The organism is Mesorhizobium sp. M8A.F.Ca.ET.057.01.1.1, from assembly GCF_003952565.1.
GTDB lineage: Bacteria > Pseudomonadota > Alphaproteobacteria > Rhizobiales > Rhizobiaceae > Mesorhizobium.
Genome location: NZ_CP034454.1, coordinates 3,283,228 through 3,304,333 on the forward strand (window position 1 = coordinate 3,283,228; position 21,106 = coordinate 3,304,333).

The 21,106-nt window shown below is 60.9% G+C and carries 21 protein-coding genes and 2 pseudogenes; 7 read left to right on the plus strand and 16 right to left on the minus strand.

Annotated features, from left to right (window positions below):
• Positions 1 to 3 precede the first annotated feature (3 nt).
• From EJ077_RS15345 to EJ077_RS15355, 3 genes are read right to left on the minus strand one after another with little or no spacing between them, the layout of a single operon-like run.
• On the minus strand, positions 4 to 1,515 hold the full coding sequence (locus tag EJ077_RS15345; protein WP_208702846.1) for an FAD-dependent oxidoreductase: 1,512 nt from the start codon (positions 1,513 to 1,515) through the stop codon (positions 4 to 6).
• On the minus strand, positions 1,512 to 2,234 hold the full coding sequence (locus EJ077_RS15350) for an FAD:protein FMN transferase (protein ID WP_245458757.1): 723 nt from the start codon (positions 2,232 to 2,234) through the stop codon (positions 1,512 to 1,514). Before EJ077_RS15350 ends, EJ077_RS15345 begins: the two co-directional genes overlap by 4 nt.
• A 25-nt stretch (positions 2,235 to 2,259) precedes the next feature.
• Entirely contained in the window at positions 2,260 to 3,039 is a 780-nt protein-coding gene (locus EJ077_RS15355; protein ID WP_208702848.1) for an FMN-binding protein, read from the minus strand.
• Between the two features lie 216 nt (positions 3,040 to 3,255).
• Between EJ077_RS15355 and EJ077_RS15360 the strand changes: the two genes are divergently transcribed.
• The 3 genes from EJ077_RS15360 (at position 3,256) to EJ077_RS15370 (ending at position 4,853) form a co-directional block, all read left to right on the plus strand.
• Entirely contained in the window at positions 3,256 to 3,774 is a 519-nt protein-coding gene (locus EJ077_RS15360) for a cytochrome b (RefSeq protein ID WP_208702849.1), read from the plus strand.
• A gap of 4 nt (positions 3,775 to 3,778) precedes the next feature.
• Positions 3,779 to 4,474 carry a VIT1/CCC1 transporter family protein gene (locus EJ077_RS15365; RefSeq protein ID WP_208702850.1) on the plus strand — a complete coding sequence of 232 codons (696 nt, stop codon included), beginning with the start codon at positions 3,779 to 3,781 and terminating at the stop codon, positions 4,472 to 4,474.
• A 163-nt stretch (positions 4,475 to 4,637) separates the two neighbouring features.
• A complete protein-coding gene (locus tag EJ077_RS15370; RefSeq protein ID WP_208702851.1) occupies positions 4,638 to 4,853 on the plus strand; it encodes a DUF1858 domain-containing protein in 216 nt (71 codons plus the stop codon).
• A gap of 3 nt (positions 4,854 to 4,856) precedes the next feature.
• Here the strand turns inward: EJ077_RS15370 and EJ077_RS15375 are convergent, their stop codons facing one another.
• Positions 4,857 to 5,558 carry a Crp/Fnr family transcriptional regulator gene (locus EJ077_RS15375; RefSeq protein ID WP_208702852.1) on the minus strand — a complete coding sequence of 234 codons (702 nt, stop codon included), beginning with the start codon at positions 5,556 to 5,558 and terminating at the stop codon, positions 4,857 to 4,859.
• Positions 5,559 to 5,686: 128 nt separating this feature from the next.
• Between EJ077_RS15375 and EJ077_RS15380 the strand changes: the two genes are divergently transcribed.
• Together EJ077_RS15380 and EJ077_RS15385 are read left to right on the plus strand one after the other, a co-directional pair.
• A complete protein-coding gene (locus EJ077_RS15380) occupies positions 5,687 to 6,124 on the plus strand; it encodes a pseudoazurin (protein ID WP_208702853.1) in 438 nt (145 codons plus the stop codon).
• Between the two features lie 99 nt (positions 6,125 to 6,223).
• Positions 6,224 to 7,398: pseudogene (locus EJ077_RS15385) on the plus strand (NnrS family protein).
• Between the two features lie 55 nt (positions 7,399 to 7,453).
• Here the strand turns inward: EJ077_RS15385 and EJ077_RS15390 are convergent.
• From EJ077_RS15390 to ccoN, 10 genes are all read right to left on the minus strand, one after another.
• A complete protein-coding gene (locus EJ077_RS15390) occupies positions 7,454 to 8,323 on the minus strand; it encodes an SUMF1/EgtB/PvdO family nonheme iron enzyme (protein WP_208702854.1) in 870 nt (289 codons plus the stop codon).
• 52 nt (positions 8,324 to 8,375) lie between these two features.
• Complete coding sequence (gene nirK, locus EJ077_RS15395; RefSeq protein WP_208702855.1) at positions 8,376 to 9,482, minus strand: copper-containing nitrite reductase; 1,107 nt, start codon at positions 9,480 to 9,482, stop codon at positions 8,376 to 8,378.
• 199 nt (positions 9,483 to 9,681) lie between these two features.
• Complete coding sequence (gene ccoS / locus EJ077_RS15400; RefSeq protein WP_208702856.1) at positions 9,682 to 9,837, minus strand: cbb3-type cytochrome oxidase assembly protein CcoS; 156 nt, start codon at positions 9,835 to 9,837, stop codon at positions 9,682 to 9,684.
• A complete protein-coding gene (locus EJ077_RS15405; RefSeq protein WP_208702857.1) occupies positions 9,834 to 12,122 on the minus strand; it encodes a cation-translocating P-type ATPase in 2,289 nt (762 codons plus the stop codon). The genes ccoS and EJ077_RS15405 overlap by 4 nt, the downstream gene beginning before the upstream one ends.
• A complete protein-coding gene (locus EJ077_RS15410) occupies positions 12,119 to 12,616 on the minus strand; it encodes a FixH family protein (RefSeq protein WP_208702858.1) in 498 nt (165 codons plus the stop codon). Before EJ077_RS15410 ends, EJ077_RS15405 begins: the two co-directional genes overlap by 4 nt.
• Positions 12,613 to 14,172: a cytochrome c oxidase accessory protein CcoG gene (gene ccoG, locus EJ077_RS15415; RefSeq protein ID WP_208702859.1), complete on the minus strand. Its 1,560-nt coding sequence runs from the start codon at positions 14,170 to 14,172 to the stop codon at positions 12,613 to 12,615. Before ccoG ends, EJ077_RS15410 begins: the two co-directional genes overlap by 4 nt.
• A gap of 189 nt (positions 14,173 to 14,361) precedes the next feature.
• Positions 14,362 to 15,225: a cytochrome-c oxidase, cbb3-type subunit III gene (gene ccoP, locus EJ077_RS15420; RefSeq protein ID WP_208702860.1), complete on the minus strand. Its 864-nt coding sequence runs from the start codon at positions 15,223 to 15,225 to the stop codon at positions 14,362 to 14,364.
• Between the two features lie 2 nt (positions 15,226 to 15,227).
• Positions 15,228 to 15,377 carry a cbb3-type cytochrome c oxidase subunit 3 gene (locus EJ077_RS15425; protein WP_140619244.1) on the minus strand — a complete coding sequence of 50 codons (150 nt, stop codon included), beginning with the start codon at positions 15,375 to 15,377 and terminating at the stop codon, positions 15,228 to 15,230.
• Positions 15,378 to 15,389: 12 nt separating this feature from the next.
• Positions 15,390 to 16,121 (minus strand): cytochrome-c oxidase, cbb3-type subunit II, encoded by a 732-nt coding sequence (ccoO, locus tag EJ077_RS15430; RefSeq protein ID WP_208702861.1) that lies wholly within the window; start codon positions 16,119 to 16,121, stop codon positions 15,390 to 15,392.
• Between the two features lie 10 nt (positions 16,122 to 16,131).
• The gene (ccoN, locus tag EJ077_RS15435; RefSeq protein WP_208702862.1) at positions 16,132 to 17,742 is read right to left on the minus strand and encodes a cytochrome-c oxidase, cbb3-type subunit I; all 1,611 of its coding nucleotides are present in this window, start codon (positions 17,740 to 17,742) and stop codon (positions 16,132 to 16,134) included.
• A gap of 246 nt (positions 17,743 to 17,988) precedes the next feature.
• Between ccoN and EJ077_RS15440 the strand changes: the two genes are divergently transcribed.
• The gene (locus EJ077_RS15440; protein WP_208703007.1) at positions 17,989 to 18,396 is read left to right on the plus strand and encodes a hemerythrin domain-containing protein; all 408 of its coding nucleotides are present in this window, start codon (positions 17,989 to 17,991) and stop codon (positions 18,394 to 18,396) included.
• Between the two features lie 6 nt (positions 18,397 to 18,402).
• On the opposite strand, the gene EJ077_RS15445 is transcribed toward EJ077_RS15440, so the two are convergent.
• The gene (locus EJ077_RS15445; RefSeq protein ID WP_208702863.1) at positions 18,403 to 19,131 is read right to left on the minus strand and encodes a Crp/Fnr family transcriptional regulator; all 729 of its coding nucleotides are present in this window, start codon (positions 19,129 to 19,131) and stop codon (positions 18,403 to 18,405) included.
• 163 nt (positions 19,132 to 19,294) lie between these two features.
• Between EJ077_RS15445 and hemN the strand changes: the two genes are divergently transcribed.
• Positions 19,295 to 20,644: an oxygen-independent coproporphyrinogen III oxidase gene (gene hemN, locus EJ077_RS15450; RefSeq protein ID WP_208703008.1), complete on the plus strand. Its 1,350-nt coding sequence runs from the start codon at positions 19,295 to 19,297 to the stop codon at positions 20,642 to 20,644.
• Between the two features lie 103 nt (positions 20,645 to 20,747).
• Here hemN and EJ077_RS15455 read toward each other — a convergent pair.
• Positions 20,748 to 21,091: pseudogene (locus EJ077_RS15455) on the minus strand (DUF779 domain-containing protein).
• Positions 21,092 to 21,106: the final 15 nt, after the last annotated feature.

Genomic DNA, 21,106 nt, shown 5'->3' on the forward strand with positions numbered 1-21,106 from the left:
GCTTCAGGCAAAGCCCGGGAAATAGTCGACCTTTATCTTCGAGCGGCGAACTCCCATGGCCAGCAGCTTCTGGCGCAGCGCCTTGACCATCGCCTGCGGGCCGGAAATGTAGAAAGTGCGCTCGAGGTAATCAGGTATGGCGAGACGTATCAGTCGCTCGTCGATGTATCCGGGATACTGGCCGCGCTCGCTACCGCGCGCCACAGCGTGGACCGTCTTGATACCAAGTGCCTGCCTGGCCGCGCCAAGCACGTCGCGATATGCGATGTCCTGCTGTCCCTCGGTTCCGTAGAGGACGACGATCGGTCGCCGCTCCTTGCGGTCGAGCAGATACTGCAGCATCGAGCGGAACGGCGTGATGCCAATTCCTCCGGCAAGGAAAGCGATCTTGGTCTCACGCCTGGTGGGCAGCGTGAAGTTGCCGGCCAGTTGCGCGGCGTGGATCGTGCTGCCTGGCTTCATGGTCATCAATTCGCGCTTGAAGGCGCTTGATTGCGGATAGAACTTGACGCCGAGGCGGACCGTTTCCTCGGTCGGGGCCGAGGCCACCGTGAAATAGCGGCGGTTACCGCGATTGTCGGCACGATCGAGGCCAAGCGTCCATTCGAGATACTGGCCGGCCTCAAAGGCGAGCTTGCGCGGCGACCGGAAGATGAAGTCAAAGCTGTCGACGGCCGATTGCTCGATGCGTTCGAGCGTCAGCACGAAGCGTCCCTTGGGACCTGCCGCATAGGCAAACAGGTTGCCAGCGAGCAGCGCCAGTTCCGGTGTGAAATAGAACGAGCCGATATGGATGTTGGGAGCAAACAGGAAGCCGACGATGGCGGCAAAGACGATGCGCGCCCAACGCATCGTCGGCGCCGTCAGTGGCTCGGTCAGCATGACGAAGGCGAAGAACAGCAGAGGCGACGAACCAAACGTCTCCGCAAGCGCGGTCCAGTACTGCGACGGGTCGCTGGTTGCCAGAATAGTCGCAAGCGCCACCATCACAAAGGTCGACACAAGATCAAGCCGGCGCAATTTGCGGACAATGAGCATGCCGCCAACGAGCACGAGTGGAAGTAGAGGCAGATTGCCGCCAACCCACCAGGTGGCCGGTTGGTCGAGCAGCAGCGCGGACAGCGCCACGCCCAATGCAGCCGGATTGAAAAGGTGCTTCCGGCCGACGGCGAGAATGAACTTGGATGAAATCGCCCAGACGGCTGTGAATGCCACTGCCGCGATTCCCTTGATGTCCGTGGTGGCTACCGGATCGAGGATGAGCGCAAGGATTAGCGCGGTGATGTAGACAGACTCGTTGTTGGCCGGGACCGCGAAGACATGCGCAAAGACCTTGTTGGCGACCCAGCAGGCGGCCAGCGCCAGTGCCGCTGTGAAGGCGAGCGCAATCGGATCATGTGGCACCAGCTTGACCAAGCTGAGCACGAACGCCGCCCCGACCAGCGCCATCAGATAGTAGAGGACCAGCCTGTACATCGTCAGATGATCGAGGACACGGTCGATGGTTTTGATCATGGCAGGCAAAGGGCTCCGAACCCAGTTGTCGGCGTGGCGCGGCCGTTGGTGTCTATGACATAGCCCTCCAGGCCAGGCGTCTGCTCGATGAAGAGAATGCCGTGCCTTCCCATGGCGAAGGCTGCGGTGGCGAAACGATCGGCTTCGAGCACATCGGCGCCGATGACGGTCAGGCTGACAATGTCCTGGATCGGACTGCCAATCCCATGAGGGTTGTAGATGTGTTGACCGCGGACATAGGTGCCGGAGGTTGCGACGCCGCGACCTCGTGGATAGACGATCTTTACGATCTCATCCGCGTTGAAGGGATTGCGGATGCCGACGCTCCAGTCATGACCCGAAGCATTCTTGCCGCGGGACTGGATATCGCCGCCCGCCTCGATGAAGAAATCGCTGATGCCGGCCCGTTGAACAATCCCGGCCGCATTGCGAATTGCCCAGCCCTTGACGATGCCGGAAGGATCGAGCGACCCGTTGGGCTTGCGAATGTCGAAGTATCCGTTCGTCTGGTTTTTCGTCTGTTGGGCCAGAGCGAACACTTCCGTCAGCTCGGCGCTCCAGTCGATGACCGGAACGTCGCCGCGGTTGATGGCCGTGATCTCGCTGTCGGCCCGGTATGTGCTGAAGCGCCGGTCGATGTGCTCGAAATAGCCGAAGACCGTCTCGATCAGTTCACCGTTCGACGCGCCGCCGATGTCGACAGAAACGGGCATGCCCATCAAAATTCGCGTTTCGCGCATGGACCTACGATGACGCTTTCTTCAGCGCGCCGCGCAGCGACTGGATGAAAGCCTTGCTGGTTAGCGTTGCGCCCGAAATAATGTCGACATTGGCGCTCTGGGCGCTGATCGCTTCGTCTCGCAGCATGGGCAGCGCCTGCCTGTTGATGCTGACGGAGGTCCTGCGGTCGGAGGGATATTTCAGCACTTTCAGCGCTGTGAGCTGCCCGCCTTGTACGAGGGCCTGGATCTGGATGATGCCGTAATAGGCGTCAGCCGTGGGGCCGGTGTAGACGCCATCGGCATAACCATGCGCCGCGAGCTTCATGCCCACCCGGACGACACGTACTGGTGCATCCGCATATGCTGGCCTCGGCTGCGGGACTGGTATGTAAACGGCCGGAGTTACGGCGAATGAAGGTGCTGTTGACGAAGGATCGATGACAGCCTGTACCACTGGCTGTGCCGGTGGCGTTGGCAACGGTTGCGGTGCCACCGGAACCACTGTGCGCTTAACTGGATCATTTGGCCGTTCGGCGGGCACTGCTATGCCAGCCGTCGTTTCCCGGGCAATCGGGAACCTTGTTCTGAACCGGGAATCGAGAGGCGCCGGGGAGGTGCGAAGCACCGGCAAAGCCGCAGCGGATGCAGGCTCTTTTGGCTGCACGGAAGGCGCATTTGCTGCGTCAGCCGGCAGAGCTTCGCCGAGCACATCGTTTGCCCGATCCTTGCCCTTGCCGGCCTGATCCCAAACGTACGCGCCGGAGGCGGCGATCACCAAAAGTGACAGGGCAATCTGTTTCATCGGAATCGTGTTTCCACATTGAACCTTGCAGAGACGGCCCATCTGGTCCGCTTCGGAGGCAATATCGCACGACCAAGCTGACAACTGGCTGTCAGCCGGAGTCGAGCTGCGAGTGGGCCGTGAGAGCTTGAGGGGACGGCAATTGACTTGTCCTAGATCAAGATTGTTGCATAAGCAGCGAGGTAGGAAGAGTTCTCTCAAACGAGGTAGCTGCCTGTGACTATTGCCAACGAGCCGGCCGGATACACCGGAACCCAGATATTGCTACATTGGACTATCGCGGGGCTGATCGTGCTGCAGCTTGTAATCGGTGAGGACATCAAACCGGCTTACCGGGCGTTCTCGCGTGGCACCGAGCCGGCAGCTGCAGACATCTTCAACGCGAATATTCATGTCTATGTCGGTTTGGCCGTTCTGGTGCTGGCGATCTGGCGGATTGCAGTCCGTCTACGGGATGGCGTGCCGGCGGCGCCTCCCGAAGAAAGCGTCCTGCTGAAGCGGATTGCCGCGGCCGCCCATTTCCTGCTGTATCTTTTCATTTTCGGGATGCCGATTACCGGGATCCTGGCATGGTACTTCAGCTTTCGAGCGATGGGGGACATCCACGAACTCGCCAAGCCGGTGATCATCATTTTCGTCGGCCTCCATGCCGCAGCGGCGCTGTGGCAACATTTCTACGTGAAATCGGATGTGCTGGTCAGGATTCTGCGACCTGCCGGACGGCGCACGCGGTGATGTCATGAGCCGGCTGCACAATGAAAACCATCTCGTATCGCGCGTCGGCTGGTTGCGCGCCGCCGTGCTCGGCGCCAATGACGGCATCGTCTCGACGGCCAGCCTGATCGTCGGCGTGGCGGCAGCCAATGCCGCGGCCACCAATGTTCTGGTGGCCGGCGTCGCCGGACTGGTCGCCGGCGCGATGTCGATGGCGGCCGGCGAGTATGTCTCTGTCAGTTCGCAGTCCGATACCGAACAAGCCGACCTTGCGCGTGAGAGAGGGGAGCTGGCGACGCAGCCGGATTTCGAGCGACAGGAACTTGCGGACATTTATATCAAACGTGGCGTGGAGCCAAAGTTGGCCTTGCAGGTCGCCGACCAATTGATGGCGAAGGACGCGCTTGGCGCCCACGCTCGTGACGAACTCGGTATTTCGGAGGTGACGACGGCGAGACCGATCCAGGCCGCACTGACCTCTGCGGCTACATTTTCGGTTGGCGCGGCCATGCCATTGGCGATGGTGCTTGTTTCGCCGGCCGCCTGGCTTGCCGCAACGGTGTCTGTTGCCTCGCTCCTGTTCCTGGCGGCTCTGGGCGCCATTGGGGCCAAAGCCGGCGGCGCCAATGTGTTGAGGGCAACGGTTCGCGTTACCTTCTGGGGCGCCCTGGCAATGGCGTTGACTGCCGGTATCGGTGCCGTCGTCGGGACTGCCATCTGACCCGTTTAAGATCTCTATCGGTCGATGGCTGCGGGTGCCTTTCCTCGCGCAAATAATCCTGCCCCGAGACGGTTCACCGCTGGTTCGTGAAGTTGCGAAAGCACAACGAAGGCGGCGTGGGCGGGGTCTATGATTAGGCTTCGCAAATCGCGGAGACTGCATCTTGAAGGAACTCAGTTCGATCGGTCCCGATATGGTCGTCGACGAGATCATGAGAAAATGGCCGGCAACGGTGGCAGTCGTGCTGAGCCACAGGATGCTTTGCGTGGGCTGTCCGATCGGGACTTTCCATACCGTGGCCGAAGCATGTCGTGAGCATAAGATCGATGAAACCCGCTTCATTCTGGACTTGGAATCGGCCGTTCGGGGAGAACGGTGAGGATCACCCCTTGTCCCGGTTCTCGGCAAGAACCACGAGGCGATGCGCATCCTTGACGGTGACTTTCTGGCGGCCACTGACGATTATTCCATTGTCTTCCCACTTGCTGAGCAGCCGGCTGACCGTGTGCAACGTCGTTCCCGTCATCTCGGCAATATCCTGCCTGGAAATCGGGAAGTCGATTTCGATCCCGACGTCGGTCTTTCGGCCGGTCTGATTTGCTAATCGCAGCAACGCATGCGCAACCCGCTGCTCCACCTGTTCCGTGGACATCTCCACCACCCGCGTCTGGGCCTCCTGTAGCCTGGTTCCTACGGTCTTGTACGTGGTTGCTGCAAACGCTGGGAATCGTCGCGTCAGCTCCGGCCAAAGAGCGTTCGCCCACCCCAGCACCACGCAGTCCACTGCGGCGATGGCGCTGGCGGGGTACGTTGTCCGACCGAGGGCAGCGGCGACACCAAAAATCTCGCCTTCGCTGATGTACCTGGCGATGACCTGCTGTCCGTCCGGTGTGGTGCGGACAACGCGTATGTGGCCGGCGACCAGCACGAAGAAAGAGTGGGCCTCGGTCTCCTGCTCGAAGATCGCGGAGTCCTTGGCGTAGCGGGATGACCGGGCGCTTCGCAAGATTTCGTTCTGCTCGTCGGGCGTCAGCCCCTGGAAGAGCGGCAGTCGCGAAATCAGCGATCGGTCCAACGCAGCCAAGCGGATCCCCCACGGTGCCTTCACCTTTCTTATCCCGAGTTTGCGCCAGCGCAAATTGTCCCCAACCGCGTCAGGCTAAATGGCGTGGAACGGCGCCATGCCGCGAAGACGAAACAAAGGACAAATCGATGAAACTCTCCATCCTCGCCGCCGCAATTTCCATCCTCGCGCTCGCCGGCGGTGCAAGCGCGGAAGAGCACGTGGTGCAAATGCTCAACAAGGGTGAGAAAGGCGCCATGGTTTTCCAGCCGGCCTTCGTGACGGCAGCACCAGGCGACACCGTCAAGTTCGTGCCCACCGACAAGACCCACGACGCGGAGTCGATCAAGGGCATGCTTCCGGACGGCGCTGAGCCTTTCAAGGGAAAGCCCAGCGAGGAAATCACCGTTACGCTGACGAAGGAGGGCATCTACGGCGTCAAATGCGCGCCCCACTACGGCATGGGCATGGTCGCGCTGATCGTCGTCGGCAAGCCCGTCAATCTCGATGCCGCCAAGGCGGTCAAGCATCCCGGGAAGGCAAAGACGGTGTTCGCCGACCTGTTCACCCAGGTTCCGGCCAACTGATCGGCATGAGACAGCCTGCCCGCCATAAGCTGGCGGGCACGGGCCGGACGGACCGAGGGCGGCGGTTCATCCGGCTCTTTTTATTTGAGGATGCAAATCATGGCAGTTTCACGTCTTCGGAGCTATTGCGGCCCCGCGTTTCTCTCCTATGGGTTCAGGCCCTTCTTCCTGCTCGGGTCGCTTTATGCGGCGCTCTCCATTCTGTTCTGGCTGCCGATGTATGCGGGCGAACTCGATGCCCACAGTGCGTTTGTGCCGGTCGACTGGCACATCCATGAGATGCTGTTCGGCTATCTGCCAGCAATCCTGACCGGGTTCCTGCTGACCGCCATCCCGAACTGGACCGGCCGGCTGCCCGTGCAAGGTCTGTCGCTGCTGGCGCTGGTTGTCCTGTGGCTTGCAGGCCGCGTCGCGGTCTTCTTCTCGGCGGATCTCGGCTGGCAAGCGGCCGCCGTGATCGATGGCTCTTTTTTGTTTGCGGTCGCCACCGCGGCGGCACGCGAAATCATCGCGGGACGGAACTGGCGAAATCTCAAGGTGCTGCTGCCTCTTGCCGTTCTGGCGGGCGCCAACGGCGCGTTCCACATCGAGGCGCACCTTGAAGGAATATCGGATATCAGCCGCAGGCTCGGCATGGCTGCGGCGATCATGCTGATCTCGCTGATCGGGGGCGCATCATTCCGAGCTTCACCCGCAACTGGCTTGTCCGCGAAAATCCTGGCCGGCTGCCTGCGCCGTTCGATCGTTTCGACAAAGCATCACTTGTCATCTCAGCCACGGCGCTGGGAGCATGGACGTTCGCTCCCGACCACGGCGCATCAGGAACGCTCATGGCCGTTGCGGCAGTCTGCCAGGCGTGGCGTCTGCAGCGCTGGGCTGGCGAACGTACCTTGCGGGATCCACTAGTGCTCATCCTCCATCTTGCATATGCCTTTGTGCCGATCGGTCTCGCCTTCGTTTCGGCCTCGATCTTCTTTCCTGCGATCGTGCCGGCTGCTGCAGGGCTCCACGCGCTCGGAACTGGTGCGGTCGGCGCCATGACGCTTGCTGTGATGACCCGCGCGACGCTCGGGCACACCGGGCTGAAGCTGAAAGCTGGACGGGGCGCCTTGTTTATCTTCGTAGCCGTTCTGCTCGCCGGATCATTGAGAGTTCTGGCCGCCTTCGTCCCCAATGGCGCGGTAATCGACATGGCGGGTGCTGCCTGGGTGGCCGCATTTGCCGGCTTCGCTCTGGTCTACGGGACTGCATTGATGATGCCAAAAGCTCGGTAAGGCGATGCACCGAATCCGGCGACCGCCGAAACGCAAGCGAAGCAGTTGCTCCTGATCAGGCAATGCCGAGGCGGGCGAGGATACGGTTCGCCCACCCCTGATGGTCCAAGACCAGCCTGAACCCCAGATTGTCGGGAGGCGTGCCAACAGCGCACCCGCCGCTCTTTCCGTCGCTGACGAAGTTCGACATGTAGGCTCTGTGGAGCCCCTCGAGGACGTGGACGCCGCAATTGTCGACCGAGCTCGCAATGCCGTTTCCGTCGTCGGCCAGCGTGGTGCGCACATAGCAGGTCGAAGTCCACTCCCAGACGTTGCCGGAAAAGTCCGCGAGGCCCCGGGAATTCACTCTATAGGAGCCACGGCTCCTGGGCAGCGGGTCCGGCTTGCGATTGAGGTCAAGCTCTGCCTGGTAGCTGGTGAGCCAACGCCTGGCGGGATTGTTGGCATCGTTCTCGACACCTTCAAATTCCCCTGCGAACCGCTCTGCCGCGGCATAGGCCCACTCTTCGTCGGATGGCAGCCGCCATTGGCCGCCGGTCACTTCAGAATACCAACGCGCATAGGCAACGGCGTCGAGATAGCTCACTCCGGTCGAGGGGGCGTCACGCGGAACCGAGCGGGTCTCCTCCGCTGGTCGACAGGCGCCAGCCGACACACACTCCGCGTAGTCAGCAGCGCTGACTTGATAGACCATGATCTCAAGCTGTCCGTTGATTTGCAGCTGGACCTTGGGATTGGCTTGCGGGCGTCCGTCTTTAAGGAACTCGCCCGGCATCGGATAGGTGATTGAACCGCCAGGCAAGCCAACCGTTGTTGCAACGGCGTGAGGCTGTCGATGACCATCAGATGCCTGCATCGAGAGCCCCACCGGTACGGCTGCGGCCATCATTGCGATCGGTACAAACTTCAGGATCAGAGGTGACATGTCTTTTGTCCATGCCCGGACAGGGGCACTGTCCGGGCAATAGGAGTGCCGTTCAGTTGATGGCGACAGGTCTGGGCGCTTCGACCTGCGTCATCAGGTCGTCGTTCCAGTCGCCCTCGACCTTGAAGTGAGCGGTTGCTCCGAGTTCCACGGCTTCGATCAGATTGTGATTCACGTAGGCGTAGACTCCCGGCTGCCGAAAGGTATAGAGCGCCGAGCCCGCCGAACCGCCACGGATGAACCAGGTCTCCAGATCTTTGGCAGGAGGGTTGGCGAATTTGCCCTGTTCCCAGACATAGTCGCCGTGGCCGCCGATGAGATGCGGTCGCGTATCGCGATTGGCCTGAGAATGAACGATGAGCACTGTTTCACCCACCTTGGCCGTCATTGCGTTGTCGCCGGTCAAGGATCCGAACTTGCCGTTGAAGACCACATGCGTCGGAATCAGCCCACGCATCACCTTCACGATGTCATCGTAGCCGTCGCCGGCCGATTCGTAGCTCTTGAAGTTGCCCTTCTCGTCGCGAGGAATATAGAAGTCGCTCTCACCGATATAGAAGACCTTGTCGTATTTGACCGGTTCGCCCTTGTCGTTCCTGAGCCCATCGCGCGGTAGGATCATGATAGCGCCGCTCATCCCGGAGACGACATGCCACGGGATCATCGCGCCGCCGGGTGCGCAGTGATAGACGAATGTTCCGGTCCGCGTCGCCTTGAAGCGCAAAGTCACCTGTTCGCCAGGATTGATCAGCGTGAGACCGCCGCCGCCCAACGCCCCGGTCGCGGCGTGGAAGTCGATGTTGTGGGCAAGAGAGTTGGTATCGGGATTGATGAGCGTCAGTTCGACATAGTCGTCCTGATGCACGACCATCAGTGGCCCGGGAATCGAACCGTTGTAAGTCATCGCATTGAGCGTCGTGCCGTCGGCATCGATGACGACCGGCTTTTCCTCGATCCTGATGGTGAACTGAACGATCTTCGGGCCACTCTTGGCGACCTGATCGTGCGGATGCACAAAGGGCGGTGCGACGAGCTCGACCTTTTCGCGCGCGAGCCCTCGAATGTCTGCCTTTTTAGCCATTGCCGAAAATGCGGGCAGTGCCGCCACAGCAGCAGCGCCCACCGCCGCTCCGAACAGAGCTTCGCGTCGCGTGATCATCTAAGTCTCCTGTCTCTCAACCGTTGCTGATGAGCAGAACTTATCTGACCTGACGCAGTGCTTCTTTGCGCTGGCTCAAATTGGTGGAGTTCAGTCTTTGGAGGGCAAGAGCCTCGGACAAATCGATCTTGCGAGTCATAGTCGAGATGGACAGGTACGTGGCCCGGTCTGTTGCAGCAGCGCCGTCACCAGCACATGGCTAGCTGCCAGATTTATCTTCACGATCGATAAGGATCCGCTCTGCGGCTCCATCGAGATCTTCGTACTGCCCGCTCTTCAAAGCCCATAGGAAGCCCCCCAGTCCAAGCGCACCGAGAAAGAGGGCCACAGGTATGAGGTAGGCAAGGGTTGTCATGTGGATTGAGCCAGTTCGTTGATGCCGGAACGCCTGTCCCGCCGAGCATTCTCCGCTGGCGAATCTGGCATTGAACCCTGCAGCCGCAGCGCGTTGCCGATGACCAGCAGCGATGAGGCCGACATCGCGATTGCCGCGATCAGTGGCGTGACATGGCCGAGAATGGCGATCGGCACGGCGACGGCATTGTAGACGATCGCGATCGCGATGTTCTGGCGGATAAGGCTTCCCGCCTTACGCGAGACGTCCAACGCGAGAGGCACCGCCAGAAGGCTCTCGCGCAGGAACACGAAGTCGGCCGCATTGCGGCCAATGTCGGCGGCGGTCGCAGGAGCGATCGAGACACGCGCCGCGCTCAGGGCAGGCGTGTCGTTGAGACCGTCGCCGACCATTAAGACCTTGTGTCCCTCTTTCGCCAGGGTCTCTATGCATTCGACCTTGCCGGACGGCAGCAGACACGGAACGAAGTCGTCGATGCCCAGCATTTTCGAGACTTCGTCGCAGGCGCCAGCCGTGTCGCCCGACAGCATTTGCACCGACACCCCAGCGTCGTTCAATCGCTCGATCGCCACCCTGGCGTCGGCCCGCGGTGCATCCTCGAAATCGAAGGTGGCGACAATGAACCCATCTTTTGTCAGGACCGTTCCGCCAAAGCCATGTTTGCCTTCACCGCCGGTCCGAGCCTTCCATCCAGCCCATCCGCGTCGACCTAGCCGCCAGGTGCCTTCGGCATCAGTAGCTTCAATTCCAAATCCCGGGTGCTCGGTGACAGCGTCGAATTTGTGTTGCCCGCCGGGAGCGGCAAGGCCGGCTATGGCCTTTGAAAACGGATGGCGAGAATGCACGGCCATGTCTGCCGCGATTGCCAGCATGCCCGGATCAATCGAGCCCGCATTGACCAGCCGGGGCTGTCCGAGCGTGAGCGTTCCGGTCTTGTCGAAGACCGCTGTATCAATCGTTGCCAGGCGCTCCATCGCCGAACCGTCCTTGACCATGATGCCGTTCTCGAACAGGCGGCGCGCAGCCACCACCTGCACGATCGGCACGGCCAGGCCGAGAGCGCATGGGCATGTGATGATGAGGACGGCGATAGCAATGGTTATCGCCCGGTGCCAGTCGCCGGTCGCAGCCATCCAGCTAAGGAATGTCACGAAGGCGGTGAGATGAACCATCGGTGCATAGAGCGCTGAAACGCGATCGGCGATGCGGCGATAATGTGCGCGGCCGCCCTCGGCTGCTTCCATCAGCCGAACCATTTCCGCCAGGAACGAACCCTTCGCGGCGGCGCTGGCCTCGATCGTCAGCGGGCCCGTGAGATTGAGAACACCGGCCTGCACAGCTTCGCCTGACGCGACGCTTCGGGGCGTGCTCTCGCCTGAGACCAGCGAGCAGTCAAGATCCGACGCCCCATGTATGATCTTGCCATCGACGGGGATCCTTTCGCCGGCTGCGATCAGCAGCAGCATGCCTGGCTCGATCTCGCCAACCGGCAGGTAGTCGCGTGCACCATTGCTGCGCAGCACCATGGCGCCACGCGCCGCCAGCTGCGACAGGCCTTTCACGGCGGTCCGGGCACGCTCGCGCATGACATGATCCAGCGTGCGGCCGATCAATAGGAAGAACAGCAGCGATACCGACGCGTCGAAATAGGCGTGATCGCCATGATTGACCGTCTCGTAGAGGCTCATGGCGTAGGCAAGCGACACCCCGACCGCGATCGGCACGTCCATGTTCATGCGGCCGTGGCGCAACGCATTCCAGGCCGAGCGGAAGAAGATGCCGCCCGCGAAGGCGAGTGCAGGAATGGCGATAAGCGCCGAGACCCAGTGAAACAGGTCGCGGGTAGCACCCTCAGCACCGGACCAGACGGAGACCGAAAGCAGCATGATGTTGCCCGCTGCAAAACCGGCAACCGCGACCGCGCGGATCAGTTCCGATAGCGTCTTGTCCCTCTCATCGGCCTCGGGGGCGAACAGGTGTGCCTGGTAGCCGAGCCGCCAAAGTGCGACGACGAACGGTGGCACCTCGTCACCACGCCACCGGACCGAGACCCGTTTCGTCGACAGGTTGACGCGGGCGCTCTCGACGCGATCGAGCTTTCCCAACGCCGTCTCGATCGTCTGGATACAAGCTGCGCAATGAACGCCCGGCACCGAAAGATCGGTCTGGCGAAGGTCATCGCCAAGCGATCGGCTGGCCAATTTGATCTCTTGGCTGGATGGCAGGACTGATGTGGTGCTGCCCAGATCCAGCGCCATTTCAGCGCCTGGTGCACAACAGCTCATTGCAACGCTCCATGAGAAATCATGATCCTGCGGACGTCGCGGTAGGGTTTGTCCAGGCTGGCGTCGGCATCGACCTCGACGATCCAGACACCGTCCTTCGGCATGTGCTGGGCAGCGAATTCCTGGCCGGAGGCGAGGGCGAGCGTGACCGACTCGTCCTCTTTCTCGTAGGCGGGATGGCGAAACAGCACCTTGACGCCGTGCAAGGGAACCGGGTTGCCGGCGCTATCGGCGAGGCTGTAGCGGACCTCGCCCCATGCGATGGTCAGTTTGCCGCTCCAGCCAAGTGCTGCCTGCGCACGCCCCTCCTCGGCCTTCTTGTTGAATTGCTGGCTCGCCACATAGGTGTTCTCGACGACGAGCCCGGTCCAGCTCGTGTTGGCGAGCATCGCCATGGTCAGATTGACCGCGATGACCACGCCGAAAAAGGCAAGGATGGTGAATAGCATGTGCCTGCCGGTGAACTCGCGGGGTTTTTGTGTTCCGACGCTCATCTTGCGGTCTCCGGCGCGTTGAAAGTGGCGGTGTATTCGTCCGACTCGAAACTCGCCTTGTCCTCGACACGGAATTTGAAGGTCTGCGCTGTGCCGTGGATCTGATCTGCTGGTTGGCGTACGAAGACTTTCAGCATCTTCAGGCGATCGGGCTCGACCGGAATGGCGAAAGAACGGCCTGCCGGGATGTCATCGCCGACCACGCTCATCTCCGCGCCTTGCAAGCCTTGAATCGTGACGACGATCGTCCTTGGCTCGGGGATCATGTTGAGCAGCTTGACGGTGTAGCCGTTGCGGATCGAACTGTCGGACAGCGTGACGAATTGCGGATTGCGGTCATGCAGCACGTTGACTTCGAGCCGGTCGCGCGTCAGCAGCGAATAGAGCAGGCCGAGGCCGATCAGCGACCACAAAGCCATGTAGACGTAAGTGCGCGGTCGAAAGATCTTGCGAATATGGAAATGCGCGACCTTGTCGGAGAACAGGCCATCAGCGGTCCTGATCAAAGACGGTTTGACTGAACTGGAGCCGCCCGCGGTCGCCAGCATCATGTTGGCGTTGTAATCGGAGAGCGTCGCGTAGGAGATCAGCCCGCGCTCCCGGCCGAGCTTGTCCATGACGCCGTCGCAAGCGTCGATGCAAAGCGCGCAAGTGATGCATTCGAGCTGCTGGCCGTCGCGAATGTCGATCCCCATCGGGCAGACCGCGACGCAGGCATTGCAATCGACGCAGTCGCCGACGGACTGCGCCGCGGCTTGCACCTTCTTGGCGTGACGCGAGCGCGGTTCGCCGCGCCAGTCATTGTAGGTGACGGTGAGGGAACTCTCGTCGAGCATGGCTGCCTGGATGCGCGGCCATGGGCACATGTAGGTGCAGACCTGCTCGCGCATCAGCCCGCCGAACATATAGGTCGTCGCCGTCAGCACAGCGACGGTGATGTAGGCGGCGGGCGCCGCGGTGCCGGTGAAGAGTTCGCCAACCAGCGTCGGCGCATCGGCGAAATAGAAGATCCAGGCGCCCCCGGTCGCTGCGCCTATGACCAGCCAGATCGCATGTTTCGATACGCGCAGCATGAGCTTGCGCGCGGTCCAGGGGCCAGCGTCGAGCTTCATGCGCGCATTGCGATCGCCCTCGATGGCCCGCTCGACGACCAGGAACAGATCGACCCACACGGTCTGCGGGCACGCATAGCCGCACCAGGCGCGACCGACAGTCGATGTGATCAGGAAAAGACCGACGCCGGCCATGACCAGAAGGCCGGCGACATAATAGAATTCCTGCGGCCAGATCTCGATGAAGAAGAAATAGAAACGGCGATTGGCGAGATCGAGCAGCACGGCCTGGTCCGGCGCAAACGGGCCACGGTCCCATCGCAGCCACGGCGTCAGGTAGTAGATGCCGAGCGTGATCGCCATCACCAGCCATTTGAACCGGCGAAAGCTGCCCGAGGCCCGCTTGGGGAAAATCTTCTTGCGCGCGGCATACATTGGCTGGCGCACCTTGGCGGAGTTGACCGCCTCGGCGTCGAGCCGTTCTACCTGGGTATTGTCCAGCACATGCGTCTCCACTTACGCGGCCGGCAATCTGCCCATGCCTGGGCTGCCGGCTTAGGGAAGTCTTGCCGCAGGGCAGGGCCAGGCGCGTTGATGCAAGTCAAACCGGATTGCTGGAATGGGAAGTCGAGGCCCTGCAAAGCCGGGCCTCGCCGCTTGGGCGGTGAAGGGGAGAGAATAGGTCCCCGCTTCCTATTCTCCGCCGCCAAGCGAATGAACGTAGACCGCTAGCTCTTTGACTTTGGTCTCGCCCAGGCGCTCGCCCCAGGCCGGCATGACGCCTTGCTTCGGTGCGCGGACCTGGGCGGCGATGGCTGCCTCGCCGGACCCGTAGAGCCAGATGGCATCGGTCAGATCAGGGGCGCCGAGCTCTCTGTTGCCTTTTGCGTTGTCGCCGTGACACGCGACGCAATTTTCGGCAAAGACCTTGGCGCCAGGCCCGATCAGGCTTGCGTTCTGGATCTTGCCGGAAAGGCTGGCAACGTAGGCGCTGACCTGAGCGATCTGGTCGGCGGTTATGATGTCGCCAAAGGCAGGCATTTCCGACAAGCGCGTGTCTGGATCGGACGCAAAGCGGATACCATGCGTGATCGTCTGCTGGATCTGCTCGGCCTTGCCGCCCCAAAGCCAGTCGTCGTCGTTGAGATTGGGAAAGCCCTTGGAGCCCTGGGCACCGGAGCCGTGACATTGCACGCAATTGACCTTGAATGCGGCGCCACCTGCAGCGACTGCGAATTCGCGCAAGGCATCGTCCGCGGCTATCTCCGAGACGCTCTTGGATTGTACCGCCGCGACATATTTGCCTTTGGCGGCTTCGGCCGCGGTCAGCTCGCTCTTGACCTCGCCGCGGCTGGAATAGCCGAGCACACCCTTCGTCGCCGAGTGCAGCAGAGGCCATGCCGGATACGCGATGGTGTAGCCGATCGCCCAGACGATGGTGATGTAGAACGTTACCACCCACCAGCGCGGAAGCGGGTTGTTCAGCTCCCGGATGCCATCCCATTCGTGGCCGGTGGTCGAGACGCCGGAGATTTCATCGATGTGCTCGTCGCTCATGATCACTCGTCCTCAAGGGGAATCCGGGCAGCTTCGTCGGCCAGCTTGCGGCTGCCGGGGCGGAGTGCGAAGGCAATTGCGCCAACAAAGAACAGCGCCATTGCAACAAGGCCCCAGCTGTCCGCAAATTCTCGCATCAAGTTGTAATTCATGGATAAAACTCCTCAGCGGTAGCCGGCGGCTTCGTCATAGTTCTTGAAATCGACCAGCGTGCCGAGCATCTGCAGATAGGCGACCAGAGCATCCATTTCGGTGACTTGTTGCGGATTGCCATCAAAGTCGCCGGTCTTGGCTTTCGGGTAACGCTTCTCGAGGCCGGATGTGTCGGCGTTAGGATCTGCCTGCGCCATCAAATCGGCATTGGCATGCGCGATCATGTCGTCGCTGTAGGGGACGCCGACGCGCCTGTTGGCGACCAGATGCGTCGAGAAATCCTTCACCTCGATCGGGTTGTCCTTCAGGAACCCGTAGCGCGGCATGATCGATTCCGGCACCACCGAACGCGGATCCGTGAGGTGTTCCACATGCCACAGGTTCGAGTAGCGGTCGCCAACCCGGGCGAGATCCGGCCCCGTGCGCTTAGATCCCCACTGGAATGGATGGTCGTACATCGACTCGGCAGCCAGGCTATAGTGACCGTAGCGTTCGACTTCGTCGCGGAACGGCCTGATCATCTGGCTGTGGCAGAGGTAGCAACCCTCACGCACATAGATGTTGCGCCCGACAAGTTCGAGCGGCGAGTAGGGGCGCATGCCTTCCACTTTCTCGATCGTGTTGTCGAGATAGAAGAGCGGCGCGATCTCGACGATGCCGCCGACAGTCACCACAAGAAGGGAACCAACGAGAAGAAGGGTGGCGTTCTTCTCGATGATCGCGTGTCTGTCCATCAAGCCCATTGTTGGCTCCTTATTCGGCAGGCTGAACGGCGGGAATCGAGCCGGGCATCGGCTGCTCCTCGCGCTGGTATCCGAGGATGGTCATGGTGATGTTCCAGGCCATGAGCAGGGCGCCGGAGAGGTACATGGCTCCGCCGATGGCCCGCATGACATAGTATGGGTGCATGGCGGCGACGGTTTCGGCGAAGGAGTAGACCAGGAAGCCCTGTTCGTCGTACTCGCGCCACATCAGGCCCTGCATGATGCCGGACACCCACATCACGGCGGCGTAGACGACGATCCCGAGTGTCGCCAGCCAGAAGTGCCAGGTGACGAGCCTCAGGGAGTAGAGCCGTTGACGGTTCCACAGCTTGGGCACCATGTAATAGATCGCGCCGAACGAGATCATGCCAACCCAGCCGAGCGCGCCGGAATGGACATGGCCGATAGTCCAGTCGGTATAGTGCGACAGCGAGTTGACCGTCTTGATCGACATCATCGGACCCTCGAAGGTCGACATGCCGTAAAAGGCGATGGCCATCACCATCATGCGGATGATCGGGTCGGTGCGGAGCTTGTCCCAGGCGCCTGACAGCGTCATCAGGCCGTTGATCATGCCGCCCCAGGACGGCATCCACAGCATGATCGAGAACACCATGCCGAGCGTCTGCGCCCAATCGGGCAGGGCGGTGTAATGCAGGTGATGCGGCCCGGCCCAGATGTAAAGGAAGATGATTGCCCAGAAGTGGATGATCGACAGCCGGTAGGAATAGACCGGCCGGTTCGCCTGCTTCGGCACGAAATAATACATCATGCCGAGGAAGCCGGCCGTGAGGAAGAAGCCGACGGCATTGTGGCCGTACCACCATTGCGTCAGGGCGTCCTGGACCCCGGAAAAGGCAGAATAGCTCTTGGAGCCGAGGAAGGAGGCCGGCATGGACAGATTGTTGACCACGTGCAGCATCGCGATGGTCACGATGAAGGAGAGGTAGAACCAGTTGGCGACATAGATGTGTGGTTCCTTGCGCTTCAGGATCGTGCCGAGGAACAGGATGAGATAGGCGACCCAGACGATGGTCAGCCAGATGTCGACATACCATTCGGGTTCCGCATATTCGCGGCTCTCGGTGATACCGAGCAGATACCCAGTCGCGGCCATGATGATGAAGAGCTGGTAACCCCAGAAGACGAACCAGGCGAGATCGCCGCCGAAAAGGCGGGCGCGGCAGGTGCGTTGTACGACGTACAGAGACGTGCAAAGCAGCGCATTGCCGCCGAAAGCAAAGACAACGCCTGACGTATGCAACGGCCGCAAGCGGCCGAAATTGAACCAGGGCGGGATGTTGAGATCTGGGTAGGCGAGCTGCAGCGCAATGACCACGCCGACAAGCATGCCGACGACACCCCAGAACATGGTGGCGATCGCGCCGTAGCGGATTGGACCATCCATGTAAGCGGATGGATCGATCGGAGCGGTTGCTTCGAAGCTCGTGTTGCGGATCAGGATGGCGATAAAACCGAGCAGCACGAAAAACAGCACCCACATATGCTGCCGGAATGGCTCGTCTACGCCGAAGCCGGCGGCCACCAGCGCCGCAAATGTGAAGAGGCCCAAAGCGAAGATTGGTGTGCCGAACTTCATGAGATTTCCCCGACTTCGGATTCCTATGCGCGGACGCTATCCGCTAGACACCAATTCAGCAGTCGGGTTGTCGCCGCCTTGATCCATGTCAAAGCTCAGTGCTCTCGGATTGGGCAGCGTTGGTTTGCAAATGACAGGAGGTCGCCTTTGAGCGGGAACAAAGGGCAGGAATCGTCGCTGTTGGAAGCGGGCGATGGAAATCCCGCACCAGCTGATCGACCCGGAGAAGCGATCCCGGCGGCGGTGATGAAGCGCGCGCACCGGGAAAAGCTGCAACTCTGCGATGCTTTGGAGAAAATTGCTGATGCGTTGCCCAATGTCGATCGTCTGAGGTGCCTTGGCACGGCCAACGCGATCATTCCGCTGCTACGCGAGGTTCATCGATATGAAGAGACGGTCATCTTTCCCGCCTACGAGGAGGCCGTGGGCGCAAGTAGTGCGAACCTTGCCTCAACCCGGCGACTGCGGGCCGAACATGCGGAAGATGAATGCTTTGCCGGCGAGGCGACCGAGATCCTGCTTGCGATCGGCCACGGCAAAACGATCGACAACGCCGAGGCTGTTGGATTCATGTTGCGCGGCTTCTTCGAAGGCCTGCGCCGGCACATCGCCTTTGAGCGCGAACACGTCTTGCCGATGATCGGGCTTCGTTGATGGATCCTAAGCGCCGGAGCGGCGCTGCAGCCGATTCAAACTCTCGACAGTAACATGCCTGTTATTCTCGATCCGGATCACGCCGTCTGATCGCAGCCTAGTCAGCTGGCGGCTGACGGTTTCGATAGTCAGGCCGAGGAAATCGGCGATGTCGGCGCGGGTCAAAGGCAGGTCGAAACTTGTCGACTGGGCGGCCGGGTCAAGCGCGGGGTCGATGTTTCTGGCGATCATGAGAAGAAAACTCGCCACTTTTTCCGAAGCACTCTTGCGGCCCAGCGTCACCATCCAGTCGCGGGCGTCATCGAGTTCCTTCAGCGTCTGCTTGAAGAGACGATGCTCCAGCCCCGGCGATTCCTTCATCATCCGTTCGATGGCGGCTTTTGGAAACGAGCATAAGGAGACTGCGGTTGCAGCTTCGGCGTTGATCGCGCTTTCCACCTTGAATGGCCTTCCCAGAAAATCGGGCGCAAATTGAAGCCCGACAATCTGTTGGCGCCCGTCTGAAAGGCTCTTTGTCAGCTTGACCACGCCGGATAGCACGTTCGAATAGCTGTCGACGGCCTGGGCGTCGCCAATCAATTCCACGCCCGCTTCAACGAAACGCCTCGACGAGGTCTTGGCGAGGCTCACCAACTGGTCGGGATCGAGCGCACCGCAAACGCCACGGTGCCGCGCTTCGCACGATTGGCAAAGCACGGGAATGCCGGCGCTGTGTACATCCTGACGCACTGTCATCGTGGTCGTCCGAGCAACCAAAGTCCTCCCCAGGGATATAGCATCGGGCGAAGAAAAAACCTTGCGGCAGTTTGTCCGCTGGCGATGGGCATTGACCGAAATCAAGGCGGCCGTTGCCCCTTATGAGCAATTTCGCGCGACACAGCCCGGAGTTGATAGCGACATGCGGCCAGAATTAGTTGCCAGACTTGGTGAGAACGTGCCGCGGTACACGAGTTACCCAACGGCGCCGCATTTTCATCCAGGCGTTGATGCCGCTGTGTGTCGAGGCTGGCTGCAGGCGCTCAACGAGGGTGACGAGATTTCGCTCTATCTGCACATACCCTATTGCGACAAGCTTTGCTGGTTCTGTGCGTGTCATACCAAGCAGACACGCCACTACGAGCCGGTGACCGCCTTTCTCCGCTCGCTGCATGCCGAGATTTGTACTGTCGCCAGTCTTGTTGAAGGTAAGGGCCGCGTACGTGCCGTCCATTTCGGCGGCGGTTCGCCGACGATGCTCAAACCCGAGGATATGGCGGCGCTCGGGACCGTCTTGCGCGACAGCTTCGCGTTTCTTCCCGGCGCCAAGGTCAGCGTTGAAATCGAACCCAACGATATGGACGATGCCCGCCTCGATGCACTCGCCGAAATCGGCATGACAAGGGCGAGCCTCGGCGTCCAGGACTTCGATCCGAAGGTGCAGAAGGCAATCAACCGCGAGCAGAGCTTCCTGCAGACCAAGACGGTTGTGGACGGCGTTCGTTCGCGCGGCGTCGAATCAGTCAATCTGGACCTGCTCTACGGCCTGCCGCACCAAACCCGGGAGAGCGTTGCTTCTACCGTCGCGCAGGCACTGACGCTGGAGCCCGACCGGATCGCGCTTTTTGGCTATGCCCATGTACCGTGGTTCAAGAAACATCAGACGATGATCGACGAAGCATGGCTGCCCGGTCCCGCCGAACGGTTTGCCCAATCGCAACTGGCCGCGCAGGCGATCGTGGACCAGGGCTACGAGGCAATCGGGCTCGACCACTTCGCCGGACCTGGCGACGCGCTGGCGATTGCGGCCCGCGCGGGGACCTTGCACCGGAATTTTCAGGGGTACACCGAGGATCGCTGCGAAACCTTGATCGGCCTTGGCCCGTCGTCCATCAGCCAGTTTCGCCAAGGCTATGCACAGAATATGCCATCGACCGCCGAGTATGGCCGCATGGTGGTCGACGGTGGGTTGGCTTCAGTCCGCGGGATCGCTCTTTCCAACGACGACCGCGCTCGCGGCTGGGTCATCGAGAGGCTGATGTGCGATTTCGGTTTTTCGGCGATCGACTTGGTTGAGCGCTTTGGCGAATCCGCTCAAGCGCTTCTCGGCAAGGCAAGTTCCATCGCCCTTCTTGATCCTGCCCGGTTGCTTGAACTTCACGGTGACCACTTTGTCGTACCGATGGAAAGCCGCCCCTTCGTCAGGACCGTCGCGGCGAAGTTCGACAACTATTTCGAAACTGGCAAGGCCAGGCATTCGGTCGCGGTCTGAGCATCGGCCGCGGTCAGAAAATGCGCGCCGGTCTTGAAGGTCCGATGTGGTCTTACTGCGGTCAGATGATCTGAGGATCATTTGCGAAAGTCAGATGGGAAACCTACATCCTCATCGGAACAACGCAGATAGTCGACCGCGTCAGGAAGCGCTGTTCCCGCCCGTTGTCGAGCGAGAACATGCCGCCGCGCCCTGGCACATGTCGATAACGAGATCGGTATGCTTCCAAGCCTCGAACTGTGATGCTCCGATGTAGAACGGAGCACCGCCGATGTGTCCAAGCAACACATCCTGATCGCCGACGATGAAGCCGGCTTGCGGATAGCACATCGGCGAGGAGCCATCGCAGCAGCCGCCGGATTGATGGAACAGCACCGCGCCATGTTCGGCAACGATCTCCGCGATCAGTTTAAGCGCTGCTGTCGTTGCGGTGACCTTCTCTTGCATTGGCTTTCCCCATTT